Annotated in this window: 12 protein-coding genes; 4 read left to right on the plus strand and 8 right to left on the minus strand. The window is 45.3% G+C overall.

Features of this window, described 5'->3' with window-relative positions; translation table 11 throughout:
* Positions 1 to 61: 61 nt before the first annotated feature.
* Entirely contained in the window at positions 62 to 1,177 is a 1,116-nt protein-coding gene (locus tag AC58VC_RS21110; RefSeq protein ID WP_497370981.1) for an acyltransferase family protein, read from the minus strand.
* Between the two features lie 132 nt (positions 1,178 to 1,309).
* Positions 1,310 to 3,541 carry a helix-turn-helix domain-containing protein gene (locus AC58VC_RS21115; RefSeq protein WP_497370983.1) on the minus strand — a complete coding sequence of 744 codons (2,232 nt, stop codon included), beginning with the start codon at positions 3,539 to 3,541 and terminating at the stop codon, positions 1,310 to 1,312.
* Positions 3,542 to 3,924: 383 nt separating this feature from the next.
* On the opposite strand from AC58VC_RS21115, the gene AC58VC_RS21120 reads away from it, so the two are divergent.
* The 4 genes from AC58VC_RS21120 to AC58VC_RS21135 all read left to right on the plus strand — a co-directional run bounded on the left by AC58VC_RS21120 (position 3,925) and on the right by AC58VC_RS21135 (position 8,668).
* Positions 3,925 to 4,821, plus strand: coding sequence for an ABC transporter permease (locus tag AC58VC_RS21120; protein WP_497371366.1), 897 nt, complete (start codon positions 3,925 to 3,927; stop codon positions 4,819 to 4,821).
* Between the two features lie 60 nt (positions 4,822 to 4,881).
* Positions 4,882 to 5,751 carry a carbohydrate ABC transporter permease gene (locus AC58VC_RS21125; RefSeq protein WP_497370985.1) on the plus strand — a complete coding sequence of 290 codons (870 nt, stop codon included), beginning with the start codon at positions 4,882 to 4,884 and terminating at the stop codon, positions 5,749 to 5,751.
* 67 nt (positions 5,752 to 5,818) lie between these two features.
* Positions 5,819 to 7,345 (plus strand): extracellular solute-binding protein, encoded by a 1,527-nt coding sequence (locus AC58VC_RS21130; RefSeq protein WP_497370987.1) that lies wholly within the window; start codon positions 5,819 to 5,821, stop codon positions 7,343 to 7,345.
* Positions 7,346 to 7,444: 99 nt separating this feature from the next.
* Positions 7,445 to 8,668: a BNR-4 repeat-containing protein gene (locus AC58VC_RS21135; protein WP_497370989.1), complete on the plus strand. Its 1,224-nt coding sequence runs from the start codon at positions 7,445 to 7,447 to the stop codon at positions 8,666 to 8,668.
* A 90-nt stretch (positions 8,669 to 8,758) separates the two neighbouring features.
* Here AC58VC_RS21135 and AC58VC_RS21140 read toward each other — a convergent pair whose 3' ends face one another.
* The 6 genes from AC58VC_RS21140 to AC58VC_RS21165 are packed head-to-tail and all read right to left on the minus strand — an operon-like array spanning position 8,759 to position 15,764.
* Positions 8,759 to 9,838 (minus strand): dihydrodipicolinate synthase family protein, encoded by a 1,080-nt coding sequence (locus AC58VC_RS21140; protein WP_497370991.1) that lies wholly within the window; start codon positions 9,836 to 9,838, stop codon positions 8,759 to 8,761.
* Positions 9,838 to 10,854 carry an NAD-dependent epimerase/dehydratase family protein gene (locus AC58VC_RS21145; RefSeq protein WP_497371368.1) on the minus strand — a complete coding sequence of 339 codons (1,017 nt, stop codon included), beginning with the start codon at positions 10,852 to 10,854 and terminating at the stop codon, positions 9,838 to 9,840. The genes AC58VC_RS21140 and AC58VC_RS21145 overlap by 1 nt, the downstream gene beginning before the upstream one ends.
* The gene (locus AC58VC_RS21150) at positions 10,854 to 12,503 is read right to left on the minus strand and encodes a TIM barrel protein (RefSeq protein ID WP_497370993.1); all 1,650 of its coding nucleotides are present in this window, start codon (positions 12,501 to 12,503) and stop codon (positions 10,854 to 10,856) included. Before AC58VC_RS21150 ends, AC58VC_RS21145 begins: the two co-directional genes overlap by 1 nt.
* A 51-nt stretch (positions 12,504 to 12,554) precedes the next feature.
* Positions 12,555 to 13,466 carry a Gfo/Idh/MocA family protein gene (locus AC58VC_RS21155; protein WP_497370995.1) on the minus strand — a complete coding sequence of 304 codons (912 nt, stop codon included), beginning with the start codon at positions 13,464 to 13,466 and terminating at the stop codon, positions 12,555 to 12,557.
* Between the two features lie 40 nt (positions 13,467 to 13,506).
* Complete coding sequence (locus tag AC58VC_RS21160; RefSeq protein WP_497370997.1) at positions 13,507 to 14,682, minus strand: N-acetylglucosamine-6-phosphate deacetylase; 1,176 nt, start codon at positions 14,680 to 14,682, stop codon at positions 13,507 to 13,509.
* A gap of 29 nt (positions 14,683 to 14,711) precedes the next feature.
* Entirely contained in the window at positions 14,712 to 15,764 is a 1,053-nt protein-coding gene (locus AC58VC_RS21165) for a Gfo/Idh/MocA family protein (RefSeq protein ID WP_497370999.1), read from the minus strand.
* Positions 15,765 to 15,774 lie beyond the last annotated feature (10 nt).

A 15,774-nucleotide genomic window follows, 5' to 3' on the forward strand; every position in this document is an offset into this window, starting at 1 on the left:
TCTAACCAAATAAGGAACATCTCCCGAACATCTCCATGTACTAGTTCGCCTTTCTTTTTCATTAACCTGCCTGGTTTGAATCCATCCATTTCACTTTTCTTCTTGTCGTAAACCGGTCCCTTACCTTCATGATCGGCACTTCGTAATACCTATGCATCAGATAAGTAAACGAAATCATTAGAATTAGAGCAAACACCAGTAAATATAAGCTGTGGCCGATACTAGTTGTCGTATTTTCCCGGCTGAACCAGACAAATATATTCCAATGAAACAAATAGTAGCCATAGCTTTGGGAACTGATGAAGCTGAAAAAAGTACGTATTTTAGGAAAATGATCCATTCGTGGAATATGTACTTCCAGATAGGCGATCAACATCGCAATAAATAAAGAAACGAAAGTGAACAGCAGCGTCCGGTTAAACCAGGAATGATCCATCGTTTGATTTTGTATACCGGTGTAGACCAAGTAACCGCTAAAAAAGATGAGCCCACCTAATGCAAGCAGCAAGGAAGCTTTTCCAGCGATAAATTTATGGTAGACATTGGTATGGTACGTTTTGATACCCGCCAGAATAACCCCAAACATGAGGCTGTCGAGCCGAAGCGGAATTTGCTTACGCACCCCGAAATCCCAAACAGGCTGACTGTGCGATACTTGATATATGCGAAGAAGGAGCGGGATGATAAGGATGAAAGACGTAATGACGAAGAAGGCAGCGGATTTATTCCGGAATTTTCCTGTGAAAAGGAGTGGCAGCGGGATCAGGAGGTAGAACCACTCTTCTATCGACAAACTCCATGAAATCGGCAAAAAGGATAGGTCCTGTTCTTTGAAGTTTTGCAGAAAGATCAGGTTCGTAGCATCCATTTGGTGATTAAAAAACAAGTAGGTAGTAAGCAGTGCAAAATAGTAAAGAGGCAGCGTCCGGAACCAACGACGGAGATAGAAATTTTTCAGCCCTGATAAAGAACCGTTGTCCACGATGTCATGTAACAAAATGCGGCCAATTAAAAAACCGCTTAATACAAAAAACATTTCAACCGCCACATATCCCGTCACATAATTGAGCGGGTTAAAGTCATGGTACTTCATGAAAAAGAACCCTAGTCCGTGACAGAATAAGACTAGTAAAATAGCGGTGCTGCGTACGATATCGAGTCCAGCGTTGCGTTCCATTCTCCTGCTCTCCTTCCATTAAATAGATTCATGTAATCGCTTACTTCATACTATATCGCAAATGAATTTTCAATATGCTAAAAAATAGACCCACAGCTTCAGGCTGAGGGTCTACAATCAATCTCCCATAGGTTAACTTAATTCGTCATCCGTGCGCTTCTCTCTACGAAATTCACGTGGTGGCATCCCCGTGAATTTCTTGAACATCCGGTTGAAGGAATTAATGTTGTGGTAGCCTGAACTGCTAGCGACATCCTGTATTCTCAGATCGGTTTCCAGCAGCATTTGCTGTGCCACTCGGATTCGTACGCCATTAATATAATCAATGAAGTTCTCCCCCGTCTTTTCCTTGAAATACGTGGACAAATAGCCTCCTGTAATATGAAGATGCTCAGCTACGATATCCAGTGTAATATCTTGAGCGAAATGTTTATTCACATAGTCCACAACAAAATCAATGACAGGATCTTCAGCTTTCTGATTACTTCGAATCTCCTCGCAGGCTGCAACAAGCAGTTGGCTGAAAAATTTACGATAATGCCGCCCCGAATAGAAACTTTGACTCGTGCTCAATCCAGCAATAACTGGTTGTATAGCTCGTTCATCTAAACGTAACACATGGAACGCTTTACGTACCTTCTGGACAATATCAATTAGAAATTCTTGATATTGCAGCACCGTTTCACACTTACGTTCCATAAGAGCAAGCTGGCGATCAAGCAGATGAAGCAACTCCTGTGTATTACCTGCAGCCAGATTGCAGTCGAATTGCTGTTCTTGAGCAGGTGTAAGCAAATGCACGGATTGACGACCAGCAAGCTGACGTACAATTTGGGTATCCTCGTTAAGCTTGCGTTCTTGCAACAGCTTAACCGTCTGCTCATAGGCCTCTGTGAAATCAAACAACTGAGGAAATGCTGGTGAGATCGCAATGGTTAGGAAATAGAAATCAGCATCATGAGCTACGACCTGCAGCAACTCTGACATATAGGTATTCATACGGGACTCGTCAATCTCATTAATGACGGATAACATTTGTCGACTCTCTATCTGAATGGTTAATGAAGCGGGGAATGCCTGTAGCAAGCTATAATTGATAAAGGTATAAATGCTGTAAGTTAGGGGGCCTGGCTCTTCTTTCATTTCCTCCCAGAACCTATCCTTGTAAGTAACCTCATACACGACGAAACGATATTCCTGCGTGGAGATCATATCAAGCGCTCCTGGAGAGCCACTATATATTTTCTTCAGTTTATTCAAGTAACCGTAAGATAGGAGCTGGATATTCTTTTGAGCAAGATCCGACTGTATCCTTGCATTTGTCTGCAGCATATCATCCATCTTCTGACCGATTAACTCAAACTCGCGAATATTACTTTTAAATCGAACATCCTCACCTCTTGACATCTGCAAGGAAGAAACCAATTGCTTAACCGGGCGGTTAAAGCGAACACTGAACAACACTGAAATAATAACACTCACTATCAAAGTAAGTATGAGTAAAAATAATAATGTCAGATTAAGTTTTGAAATCTGCTTGGAAATACTAGCACTTGGTATGATATTGAGATACGTGTACCCGCTGTTCTGTCCGATCTGATAAAAGTAATAGGTATTGTCTCGCAGCAAATAGGTTTTGTCAGCTGGCAGTTCTGGAAGTTCCTCTCGATTAGCCAATCCTCCCGTTGCAAACAGGGGCAAACCCTGCTTGTCCAAAATAATGAAATTGGCATTGACAGAACGATGAAATGCATCGAATAGTTGATTAGCATCCATCATCGCAACCAGGTAGAAGTCATCATTTTGCCAGTGCTTAAGCACATAGGGGATGAATAATCCTTTGGTTGTCACATCGCCTGATTTATGAAAAGAATATTCATAAAACTTGGACATGGGAAACATCTTGGCACTATACGTTTCTTTGAATTGATTTTGCCAAAAAGAATCCGGATAATCGTTGCTGGCATAGAACTTTTCGAACATAGATACCCTGTCATTGGTTCCAATTCTACTTAACGTTAGTGACCCTTCTTTGAATACAATAATGGCATTGTCTACGTAGATCAGAGGGTTACCAACGACCTTGATAATCTCCTGCTTGACCCTATCCAGCAGAGCGAAGCGAGCATTTCCGCTGGCCTTCTGGAGACGATCCACATCATCGTTAAAATAGAGTGCATACATTTGCTTTTGAACGAGTTGGAAATGCTCCTCATATCTCTCTGAGGTGAATCTGATGTTCTGCGCATTATAACGAATGATTTCATTTCTAATATTGTTCTGGAAAAACGTAAAAGACAAGTAATTAAAAGACATGAGCAGCACAATGATAGTGAGAAAGCCTAGCAGCAAACGAATGAGCAAGGAAGACGTTCTAGATTGAACCTGCGAGATTAAACGTATCCTACTCCCCTCCATACCTGTTTTTTATGGTCTTTCCTATCTCCATGCACTTATCCATACACGATAAGTCTCACTTAAATAATACGAACAAAAGGCATATTTTGCAAATTCACTTTTTCACGAAAACTTAACAAATTTACGGATTTCATAGAAATGGGGAAAATTCGGAATTATTATGGATTACATTCTAAACGAACGGTGCTATGCTAATTTCGAAATAACAATAACACCAACACTATCAAGTCGCACTCATGATCGGGGGGGATATACAAATGCATAAGTTAGACGCAGCTGAAGCAAATCCGGATACTTCCTTATCGGGTGTTCCCGGTCGAACTGGGCTTATGTGGAGGAAGATCGTAAAAAGCAAGAGTTTGCTTCTAATGTTCTTACCATGCTTGCTGTATTATTTCATATTTAAGTATTTACCCATGTTTGGAATTGTCATTTCCTTCAAGGATTATAACTTGTACAAAGGCATATGGGCCAGTGACTGGGTTGGACTTAAGTACTATAAGATGTTTTTCAATAGTCCGGATTTCTGGATCATATTACGCAATACATTTTTACTTGGTATTAATAAACTTATTTTCGGATTCCCTGCCCCTATTATATTGGCCTTGCTTCTTAATGAGGTCAAGAATATGGTATTCAAACGTTTTGTTCAAACGGTTAGTTATTTACCTCACTTCATCTCTAATGTCGTTGTTGCAGGAATGGTCGTTATGTTCCTTTCCCCTTCTCAAGGTTTTGTTAATCACATGATTCAATCCTTTGGCTTTGAACCCATCCATTTCATGATTAAACCTGAGCTGTTCCGCTTCATATATGTCGGTTCGGAGGTATGGCAGCATATTGGTTGGGAGGCAATCATTTATCTAGCCGCACTTTCTTCCATTGATCCTTCGCTCTATGAGGCTGCTGATATAGACGGCGCCAGCCGCTGGAGGAAACTTTGGAACGTCACATTGCCGGGAATTTCCACGACTATCATCATATTGTTCATCCTTAATGTCGGTCGGGTGCTGGAAATAGGATTTGAGAAAGTGTTCCTGCTGTATAACCCGGCCACATATTCTACTGCCGATATTCTAAGCACCTATGTGTATCGAACAGGGCTCGTTAGCGGTAATTTCAGTTACGCTGCTGCTATAGATATGTTCACTGGAATTGTATGTTTCTTCTTCATCTATAGCACGAATGCATTAAGCCGGCGTTTATCACAAACGAGTCTGTGGTAAACCTTGATCTTGCTATGCAAAGTTGCTTAGTCGATTTGTGAGGGAGGAGGATTCTTCAAAATGACACGTTCAAAACTAACTTTGTTTTCAGTCGTTAACATCGTCATCCTTCTAGGAGTCGTGTTGGTTACGTTGTATCCTTTCATTTACATGGCAGCTGTTTCCCTAAGCAGTAACGTACATGTGCTCAAAGGAGAAATCAGTTGGTATCCAAAAGGCTTCACTCTTGACATGTATAAGGTCGTTTTAAAGGATCCACGCATTGGCACTGCTTACTGGAATACCATTATTTACGTCGTGTTGGGGACTACAATTTCACTTGTTATAACTTCGTTAGGTGCCTACGCTCTTGCCAAAAAAAATATGATATTTGGGCGTGCGTTCACAATGATTATTATATTTACCCTCTTCTTCAGCGGTGGGATGATCCCCACATTTCTAGTTGTAAAAGAACTTGGCGTTATCGACACCGTCTGGGGAATGGTGCTTCCTGGAGCTGTAAGCACATGGAACTTGCTCATTATGCGTACATTCTTCTCCAATATTCCGGCAGAACTGGAGGAATCGGGGCAAATGGACGGACTCAGCGATTTCGGCGTTTTCTTCCGGATCGTTGTCCCTTTGTCGCAAGCGGTATTCGCCACAATTGGTTTGTTCTACGCGGTAGGATTATGGAACAATTTCCTGCTGCCGCTGCTATATTTGCGAGACCAGGAGCTTTTCCCCTTGCAGGTCATCTTGCGGAACATCGTCCTAGCCGGTCAAACGAACCAAGCGGACATTGCTGCAGTTGGCGATGCCAATGTTGTCCTGGAGGAGCCGCTTAAGTTCGCAACAATCATGGTTTCCACAGTTCCCATCCTCTTCGCCTACCCTTTCCTGCAGAAGTATTTTGTCAAAGGCGTAATGATCGGGGCGGTCAAGTCGTAGCTATACGGAGCAATAGCGCATTAATGCTCTGGGAGAAAGCAGAAAAACGAAAAGGAGAGGTTAACGCATGAAGAAATGGACTACGACACTTGGAACACTCTTAATCAGCGCCTCCATGTTGGTTGGCTGCTCAGGAACAGAATCCCAACCAACAGCACCTGACGCAAGCAGTTCAACAAAGTCTGCAGTCACGACAGAAAAGCCCAAAAATACGTTTACTATGTTGTTAGAGGTTCACCCGAATTGGCCGTATAACAAGGACTGGGTTGTCTGGAAGTGGATTGAGGAGAAAACCGGTGCCACTTTCAATGTTCAGCTTCCATCAGGTGAACTGAAAGATACCATTAATCTGAATGTTGCCTCTGGTAATATGCCTGACATTACCTTCTTCAACCCTAGGGCGGATGCCGATAAGTTCGGGCAGCAAGGCGTTCTCACCAATATTCTGGATTATAAAGATGTAATGCCGAATTTAACAGCATGGCTGAAGAAATATCCAGACATTGCGAAAGCCGCTTTAGCCGCTGATGGAAAAATGTACATGCTTCCAAATGAAGGTTTCGGTGAAACGAACCGTGTCATCTGGATGTATCGCGAAGATATTTTTAAGAAACACGGACTTAACCCTCCTACCAATTATGAGGAACTTATTACAGTGGGCAAGAAGCTGAAGGAACTATATCCAAACAGCTATCCGTTCTCCTTCAGAAGCGGAGCTAATCTGGGTATCCTTAACTTTGCCACTGCACAGTTCGGCACAATGAATGGTTTGTTCCAGGATGAGAAAACGGGCAAGGTTCGCTATGGTCCTATTGAGAATGAATACAAGAAAATGATCGAGTTTTTCCAACGTATGCAAAAAGAAGGACTTATTCCTCCGGACTGGCTGACTTTCAACGTACAACAATGGCAAAATGCTGTATCTAATGACCAAACGTTCATGATACTCGATTATATTGGTCGTCTCGATTTGTTCAACATTCCTATGAAAAAGACGAATCCTACCTTCAATCTCGCGTTCATGCCTCCTCCTGAGGGAGTACCTGGATTTAGTGTAAACCCTTATACCCACATTCTTGAAACAGGCATGACCTTCTCTTCAAAATCCAAGAAAGTCAAGGAAGCGCTCCAAGCCTTTGATTGGTTCTATAGTGAGGAAGGTAAAGAACTTCTAAGCTGGGGTAAAGGTGACGAAGTATATACGACTGAAAATGGGAAAAAGAAATTACGCCCTGAATATCTGGATATAACGGATGTTCGTAAGAAGACCGGATTAGCGACTAACGGTACCTATACTTGGTTTGATTATGACGCTCATCTCATTCCTGCTACACAAGAGCAGCGTAATGCCTATGATTTGGCACGCAAGCATGACAGTGTTTACCATGTGAGACCACAGTACATTGAAAGCGAGCTGTCCAATGTTACCTTGCTGCAAGCTGCCGTAGACAAGCATCGCAACGAGCAAATCACCAAATTCATACTGGGTCAACGTAGCATGGATGAGTGGGATCAATATGTATCCGAAGCTAAGAAGATTGGTGTAGACGAACTGATGAAAATTACTCAAACCGCTTACGATCGACTCAAATAATATTCTTCTCTGTAAAAAATGGGAATCACAGAACGCCCTATCGGGAGCTATCTCTTCCCTGTATGGCGTTCTGTTTGATCAAGATAAGGAGAATGGCAGATGAATCCACAAATAAGCATGAATCACGAACTCACATCAGACGGGGCATGGTGCTTTTTCGCCGACCCGCGTTCACTCTACTACCAGGGTCAGCATCGTAGAACGTATGTCGGCTGGTTGAATAGCGCAGGAGATGTATGGATTGGCTATTACGATCACCTACTGGGTGCCTTTGATTCTATCTTGATTCGTTCTGCTCTTCAGCAGGATGATCACGCCAACCCCTCTCTTTACATGGATGAATCGGGACATATTACAATTTTTTATTCCGCTCATAATGGGTCCAAGATGTATTATCGAACAACACGATTGCCGGAGGACCTCTCCTCTTTCGGAGCGGAGATGCAGCTCCCTGCGAATACCGATGGGCATTACGGCTACACTTACCCCAATCCGATCTATCTATCAGAGGAAAATCGACTCTATTTGTTCTGGCGTGGAGGCAATTTCAAGCCTAATTTCAGCGTCTGCGCTGATTTGGATCTCGGTGAATGGTCCTCTGCGCGCACTCTGATCATGGACAGCGGACAACGGCCTTATATCCGTTATGCTTCAAATGGGAAAGACACGATACATTTCTCTTGTACCGACGGGCATCCGAACATCGAACCTTACAATAGTATTTATTATGCCCGTTATCGGGAAGGAGCTATTTATCGAGCAGACGGCTCGTTAATCAAGCCATTTGTAGATTTGCCAATTGAACTATCCGAAATAGATGTCGTGTTCGACGGCACAGAAGCAAAACACAATGCCTGGATTTGGGATGTATCCGAAGATGAACAAGGACATCCCGTCATCGCCTACGTGGTATTTGAGTCTTTGGAGGATCATCGATACTACTACAGCCGCTGGAATGGCGCACGATGGGTGACGAATGAGATCACAGCTGCAGGGCGCTGGTTCCCTCAAACCCCTGACGGCGTTGTAGAGACTGAGCCCTTTTATTCAGGCGGAATTATTCTGGATCACTCTAATCCATCAGTCGTGTATTTATCTCGGGGAGTAAATGGGACGTTCGAGATCGAACGGTGGTATACCACCAATCTTGGAGTCACCTGGTCATCAGAATCTATTACTACAAACTCAACATGCCACCAGGTACGGCCATACTTAACACGAGGGAACCATGACGGGCAAGCCATCCTCTTCTGGATGAGCGGGGAATATACCCACTACACAAAATACAGTACTTCTATAAGGTCGATGATTCCTACTAGTTAGCTATTCGAACAGATTACGCAGTCCCAAAAGTTCAAAAGAGAGGCTGTCCCGCGGTCATTGGATGACTTGGGACAGCCTCTTTTCCTATACCTATTTGTTCATAAGCCATTGCTTCAAATGTTTTGTGACAAACTCATCATCGTTTAGATGCGGATAATCAATGTAAATCCGGTCAATCTCCTCTGCTTGTCCTGGAGTTAGTACCTCATTAGGATTCAAGCACCATGTCCCTTTTAACAGTCCTTGACGGCGCAGAACTTCATGAATCCCCGGGATGCAGCCTTCAAAATGGTGAGCTGAGTCAAAAAACGCAGCATTAGCCTCCGTTACCTCAATATTTCGAGTCAGCCACTCTATGTCGATCTGTCTAGCATTTCTTGCCTGCTTGATTTCTTCAAGCAGCTCGACAGCTTTTCGTGTCCAAACCGCCCAATGTCCTAGCAGACCACCGACAATGCTTTTTTCCACAGAAACCCCATTGACTTGAAAGCGATAGGTAGTCAACAAATCGTTAACAATATTATCATCATTGCCCGTATACAAAGCAATCTCATCACAACGGCTTGAATAGCATACGGCCCGCACAACATCAATGGTTTGGTACCGATTAAAAGGCGCCATTTTGATCGCTACAAGTCCTGGAATTTCGGCAAACTGCCGCCAAAAATCAAAGCTGAATATACGCCCGCCTACCGATGGCTGTAGATAGAAGCCGATGACCGGGATCTGACCGGCCACCGCTCTAGTTCGCTCTAAAATATCCGCTTCCGTCCAATCCCTCAGTCCGCCCATACTAAGTAGCCCTGCATCATACCCTAGCTTAAGCGCCAACTCTGACTCTTCTAGCGCCTGCTGCGTAGGACCGCAAATACCGGCCACCTTAATAAAGGGACGTTGTAAGTCCGCCTTGTCTACTTCCTCTGAAGCCATCCGCAGCACCGGTTCCAGTAGATTGATGTCTTTATTTCGAATTTCAAATTGGGTCGAGTGTACGCCAACCGCAACCCCTCCAGCGCCCGCTGCTATATAATAACGGGTTAATGCACGCTGGTGTTGTTCATCAAGCTGAAGGTTTTCATCCAAGGCTAAAGGATGAGCAGGAATCACAAGTCCTTCATGCAGCGCTTGCAGCTTTGACTTTGACAAGTCTCTGCGTATATGGGAAGGCATTAGAATTTCCCCTCTCTTTCCTGGAAATGAGTTTCTTTATTCCAGGTTGCGCCATCACCTGCCAACCATTCGGCAATCCAATCTACCATTTGGAGTAGCGCCACTCGCGGATACCCAAATAATTGAAAGGCTTTTGAAGCGTTATTTAAGAGCGCATCCTCAGCTTCCTGTCCAACAATGACAGGCTGCGCGCCCAGCCGTTTACCGAATTCATGAGCGATCCAGCGCATAGACATTGTTTCCGGTCCTGTTACATTTAATATATTCGGAGGACTTGAGCAGATGTTTAGACTCCTAAGTGCAATTTCATTGGCATCTCCCTGCCAAATGCAATTCGCATGCCCCATGGTCACATCGATTGGCTTTCCGGATTTTACCGCTTTGGCAACTTCCAGCAGCACGCCATAACGAAGATCAATCGCATAATTCAGACGATAGATGACCATGGGAATATCATATTTCCGAGAAAAATATTCAAATATACGTTCACGCCCAAGCGTTGATTGACCGTATTCGCCAAGTGGAGATGGAGCCTGCGATTCTGTTGCACCGCCTTGGAACACTGGGGTAAACGGATAAATATTTCCAGATGAAAAGACCACAATGCGGGAGTTTTTAAATTTTTCCGCTACTCGTCCTGGCAAGTACGCGTTCATTGCCCAAGTAAAATGCTCGCGTCCCGTTGTCCCAAATTTATTGCCAGCCATATAGATGATATTTTTCACATCAGGAAGTTCCTGCAATTGCTCATCATCCAACAAATCGCACGTTATTGTGCGGATGCCTTCCTGCTCCAACTGCTCCTTCAAGCCAGCCTCAGAAAAACGAGATACGCCCCATATTGTTTTATTCACACCTGCTTTCTTCAACGCGTTCATAGCAAGTCTAGCTAAGCTTGGCCCCATCTTCCCGCCAATGCCGAGCAGCATAATATCCCCGTCCACCGCAGTGAGATCCTGAATTAATGCTTCTGACGGCTCAGCAAGTTTGGCTTCCAACTCTTCGATAGATCTGATCATGCGTGACCCTCTCCTTGTGTTGATACTTGTAGTGGCTGTAGCAGTCCATAGGAATCTCGATCCACATACAAAGTGCAATCCGGATGTGTGCGCAAGATGGATGCCGGACAGGAAGTAGTTATAGGTCCGTGAAGTGTTTGTTCAACAGCAGCGCGTTTGGTAGATCCAGGAACGATGCAGAATAAGTGCGTGCCAGACATCATCGTCGGGATGGTCAAAGTCAGGGCATGGGTAGGAACAGCAGCAAAGTCTGGAAAGCAGCCGTCGTTGACCTGCTGTTGCCGGCAAGCAGCATCCAGTTCAACTGGCTTAATGATGCGGCTGTCTGCAAAATCGGCAACAGGAGGATCATTAAAAGCAATATGACCGTTTTCCCCGATACCGAGGCAGATAATATCAATGGGTGCATCCGCAATTAGATCACTATAGCGTTGGCATTCCTGTTCAATTGTAGTTGAGCTCTGAATCAAGTGAAGCTCCCCGGGTTTAACTATCTTGAACAACCTGTCATATAAAAACTTGCCGAATTTTTGCGGTGCATCATCGGAAAGACCGATATATTCATCCATATGGAATGCGGTGATACGCGACCAATCGATGCCTTCTTGCTTCACGAGTTCAGCCAAAAATTCATTCTGAGAAGGGGCTGCTGCAAAAACGATTCTCAGTTTGTCCTTTTGAGACAGCAGCTCTTTGATCTTCGTTGCTGCCGCTATGGCAGCTGCAGCTCCCATGGCCTGACGATTCTCAAATACCTTCACTTTAAGCAGCTCAGCCTTCTCTTCTGTCAACGAAGGATGGCTAAACAGCTTTCTTATTCCCTCTAACGATTGCTTGGTCCCCTCCATTTTACTGCCGCCAGGTGGAATGTAGTGAGTCTCAATGACATATAGTCCTTGGTATCCCTCACGCTCCAAATCAAGAATTTGCTGCACAAATGGAACTCTGCCGGAACCGATCGGCACGCAGGAGGGCTTGCCGCCGCTCTCGATATAAGCATCCTTCAGATGCACGTGGGCTAGCAGATCTTTGACTTCGTTATAAACTTGAGGATAAGACCAGTGCTCTCCCAAAGCTTCATTGCCGGGATCCCATAAGGCTTTTAAGCTTGGGGAGTTGACCTCGCGAATTAGCGAAGCTACTTCGAAGGCATATCCTCCGTTGCAGGAGGCTTCATTCTCTAAGAGCAAGGTAACGTTGTGCTGTGCAGCAATGTCCGCTGCTTTTCTCAAATGGGCTGCGACCACATCTGCATACTCTACCGGTTCCCTCTCTCTCCAAAAGGAAAATATCCGAATAAGACTCGTCCTGAGTTTCTGTGCAATCTCTATCGTTCGATCAAGCTTGGCAAAATGCGCATCAACGCTTTCCTCCGCTTGCCCAAACCTATCCCCCGCTTCAACAGGCCGAGATGGATCAAGTGCACATTTAAATAAGGGTGAAGCCAACGCAGATATGGACAAGCCTCGATTAACGACTTCCATACGTACCCGCTCCACCTGCTCATCAGAGAGATTAGCAACATTAATGCCATCCACCATTCGAATTTCCACATACTTCAAGCCTTCGGCTTGTATCCAATCCAGAGCTTCTATGAAATCATTACTTACTTCATCGCTAATGACGCCAAGTCGGTCCTCTATCATAAGTCATACGCTCCTTCAAAAGTGCAGATTCTATGCTTTGCAGAAAATATGTTAGAGCCTTACCGTTTTTCCAGTTGCCCTACTCTCATTCGCAGCTTCCAGGAAGCGAATGATTTCAACGGTTTCTTCAGGAGCAATAGATGGAGTTCCTGATTGAAACATGGCAACAGCCGCCTCGACTAGACCGGCATATTTCGGTTTCGGATGTTTGTCGCCATCGATGAATTCCGTTTTATTCGCGCGGTGGATGACGGCCCCAAACGATTTATTTCCCTGCCGGTTGCCCCGGATTGTCCCCATTCGACCATCCTGCCAAACACCAACGACCAGCTCATGGAGCTCGCTCGTGCTAGCTGTCACCTGCACACAACCTTGCCCTAAAATGCGATACAACATTTCTGCAGAATGAATCCCGTACCAGAACAGGCCGGGCTGTGTTGGCTGAAGCTCCGCTGGTCCGTAGCAATCAGCGCCAATAATATCTGTTGTTCCCTCTGAAAGGGCATCAACCAATCCTTGTTCATAACGCAGCGATGATGCACTCATCAACGGCACGTTATATTCGGCCGCCAGCCGTATCATTTCGTTGGCATCCGCAGTCGAAACGGCAAACGGTTTATCGATGAACACCGGCTTGCGAAAGGGAACAATTCGGCGGAACTGCTCCAAATGAACGCGTCCGTCCACAGAAGTTAGCAGGACTGCATCGGAACGTTCCGCTACGGCCTCGGGAGAATCAAGCAACTGCACACCATACTCATCCCGAATCACACTTGTGAATCTCTCCAGCCTCGAGTAACTGAGTTCAAAATCAGGTGATCCGCCGGGAAAAGCATAGGTAACCGTCCCCCCGCGAACATGATACTCATTATCTTGCTCGTTTAATAGCTTAGTGAAAGCCGTACAGTGAGAAGTGTCAAGTCCGATCATACCGATAATTAACGATTTTGGGGTAGTAGTCATTACAGTCAGCCCTTTCTATACTTTTTGGCTATTCTTGTGCTTACAATACGAGCTTTCCCTCTTTATACGTGCTCAGAATGTTCAGCGAAAGGTCGTCCTTATAATCAAATAACACCAAATCCGCCGGAGCATTTTGTTGAAGTCCTTTAGCTGTCGGCAAGCCCATTAGCTCTGACGGCCTGATGGATGCCATATCCCATGCATCGGCCAAGCTGCTTAAGCCTTTCTTCACCAGATGCTGAATGCCCCATAGCAGCATTTGTGCGGATCCAGCCAGCAAGTTGGCATTTTCAGCCAGATGCAGCTTACCGCTGGGAGCCAACACGACTTCGCCGCCAATATGCGTTGTGTAGCGTCCCGGTTCAAGTCCACTCAAGAAGACAGCATCACTGACGAGAATCGCTTTATCACCCTTTACCTTCATAAATACTTTCAACACCGAGTCTGGTAAATGGAAGCCGTCGGCGATCATACACGCCCAAAGCTCATCTGCCGCCAACTGCTCCCAAATATAATTCGGATGCCTTGGCAGCATGAGGTGTGCTGCGTTGCCGAGATGCGTGGACACCCTAGCCCCGGCGGTTATCGCTGAACGGATCTGTTCGGGCGAAGCATTGGTATGCCCAATAGATACCGTAACGCCGCTTTCTGTACAGCGCTCAATAAACCTATCAGCTTCCGGCCATTCCGGAGACATGGTTACAAAGGCGATACGGCCTTCCGCAGCTTCCTGCCAGCGCTGGAACAAAGCCCAATTCGGAGCTGTAATATATGATTTACTATGAGCGCCCCGCGGTCCATCCTCCGAGGAGAGGAACGGCCCTTCCAGATGAATACCACGAATGCAGCTGCTGGTAAGGGAATCCTCTCGACAAGCTTCCGAAATGGCGCTGAGTACCTGACTAATCTTGTCCTCACTGTTCGTAATTACCGTCGGATAATAGGCGGTGACACCTTTCTTCCAAAGATCACGCGTCAGCTCCACTACCGTTTCCTTCGCCAACGGAGCTTGGTTGAAATCCCTTCCGGCGTAACCGTTGATTTGCAAATCGACCAGACCTGGCCCGATCCAAGGCAGCTGCTCCTGAAGCTCAGCTTGTAGCAAGCGAATCTCTTCAATACGGCCGTCGGTTATGGTTACGTGTATCGGCACTCCTGTACGGTAATGTCTACCCGTAAGACACGTCTTACCTTCAACTTGTTCGTTCCTTATCATCTAGTAAGCCGCTCCCCCTCTACGTTTACTTATGTAATGATATTAGCTGAGGACGATTTCAATATAATCTCTTTCCCACTGCGCGCCGATTCGTAAATAGCTAGAATCAAATCAACAGCTTTCCTTCCTTCTTCTCCCGATACCAACGGATCCCGATCTTCACGAATCGCTTGAATTAAATCATCCACCAATATAAAGTGCCCGTCATTGGTGATAGCGGAAGGATCATTCTTAGCGCTTACTCTTGGTTCAACTTTGGGTGCTTCTTCCTCACTATCAGCAAATTTCCACTGCTTGAACCCTGTATCGTCAAATATGATCGTGCCTTTCTCACCATGAACTTCAAAACGTGTCTCCTGCCCTGGGTAAACAGACGTAGTTCCCTGAATTACGCCGAATGCGCCATTCTTGTATTTCACAACGGCAACTGCCGTATCTTCCACTTCAATTTCACGAACCAACGCGGACGAATAAGCAAAGACGGACTCGACATCTCCCATGAGCCATTGAATCAAGTCGATGCCATGTACACCTTGGTTCATCAGGGCACCTCCGCCATCGATAGCCCAAGTGCCGCGCCAGCCGGCGCTTTTGTAATACTGTGGGCTGCGATAGCTTTTCTGGTAAGCATCGCCCAGCACCAGCTTACCCAGCCTGCCAGCCTCAATGGCTTTTTTCGCGACAATAGACGCCTCAGTCACACGGCGTTGGAATACGCAGCCGAGTTTCACATTTGCTTTGCGGCAAGCATCTATCATACGAGTCATATTATCTGAAGTGATATCAAGTGGCTTTTCACACAGCACATGTTTGCCTGCTTGTGCTGCCGCAATGACAACTTCCGCATGATAACCGCTTGGTACTGCTACCGTAACAACATCAATATCTTCACGCTTCAGTAGCTCCTGATAGTCCTGATACACATGTGGAATCGAAAAATCTGCGGCTATTTTCCCAGCCTTTTCCACTTCTACATCTGCGATGCCAACCAGCTCCGCCTGAGAGTTACCCATAATGGCTTTCACATGAGATGGAGCAATAACACCGGCTCCTATGACAGCAAATCTCATTTTTTCACTCATATCTTTTTTC

The sequence above is a fragment of the Paenibacillus sp. J22R67 genome, assembly GCF_059692175.1.

Bases quoted from the DNA above. Each gene is read 5' to 3' on its own strand.
- AC58VC_RS21110 (WP_497370981.1), bottom strand. From the start codon at position 1,177: ATGGAACGCAACGCTGGACTCGATATCGTACGCAGCACCGCTATTTTA.
- AC58VC_RS21120 (WP_497371366.1), top strand. From the start codon at position 3,925: ATGTGGAGGAAGATCGTAAAAAGCAAGAGTTTGCTTCTAATGTTCTTA.
- AC58VC_RS21125 (WP_497370985.1), top strand. From the start codon at position 4,882: ATGACACGTTCAAAACTAACTTTGTTTTCAGTCGTTAACATCGTCATC.
- AC58VC_RS21130 (WP_497370987.1), top strand. From the start codon at position 5,819: ATGAAGAAATGGACTACGACACTTGGAACACTCTTAATCAGCGCCTCC.
- AC58VC_RS21135 (WP_497370989.1), top strand. From the start codon at position 7,445: ATGAATCCACAAATAAGCATGAATCACGAACTCACATCAGACGGGGCA.
- AC58VC_RS21140 (WP_497370991.1), bottom strand. From the start codon at position 9,838: ATGCCTTCCCATATACGCAGAGACTTGTCAAAGTCAAAGCTGCAAGCG.
- AC58VC_RS21150 (WP_497370993.1), bottom strand. From the start codon at position 12,503: ATGATAGAGGACCGACTTGGCGTCATTAGCGATGAAGTAAGTAATGAT.
- AC58VC_RS21155 (WP_497370995.1), bottom strand. From the start codon at position 13,466: ATGACTACTACCCCAAAATCGTTAATTATCGGTATGATCGGACTTGAC.
- AC58VC_RS21160 (WP_497370997.1), bottom strand. From the start codon at position 14,682: ATGATAAGGAACGAACAAGTTGAAGGTAAGACGTGTCTTACGGGTAGA.
- AC58VC_RS21165 (WP_497370999.1), bottom strand. From the start codon at position 15,764: ATGAGTGAAAAAATGAGATTTGCTGTCATAGGAGCCGGTGTTATTGCT.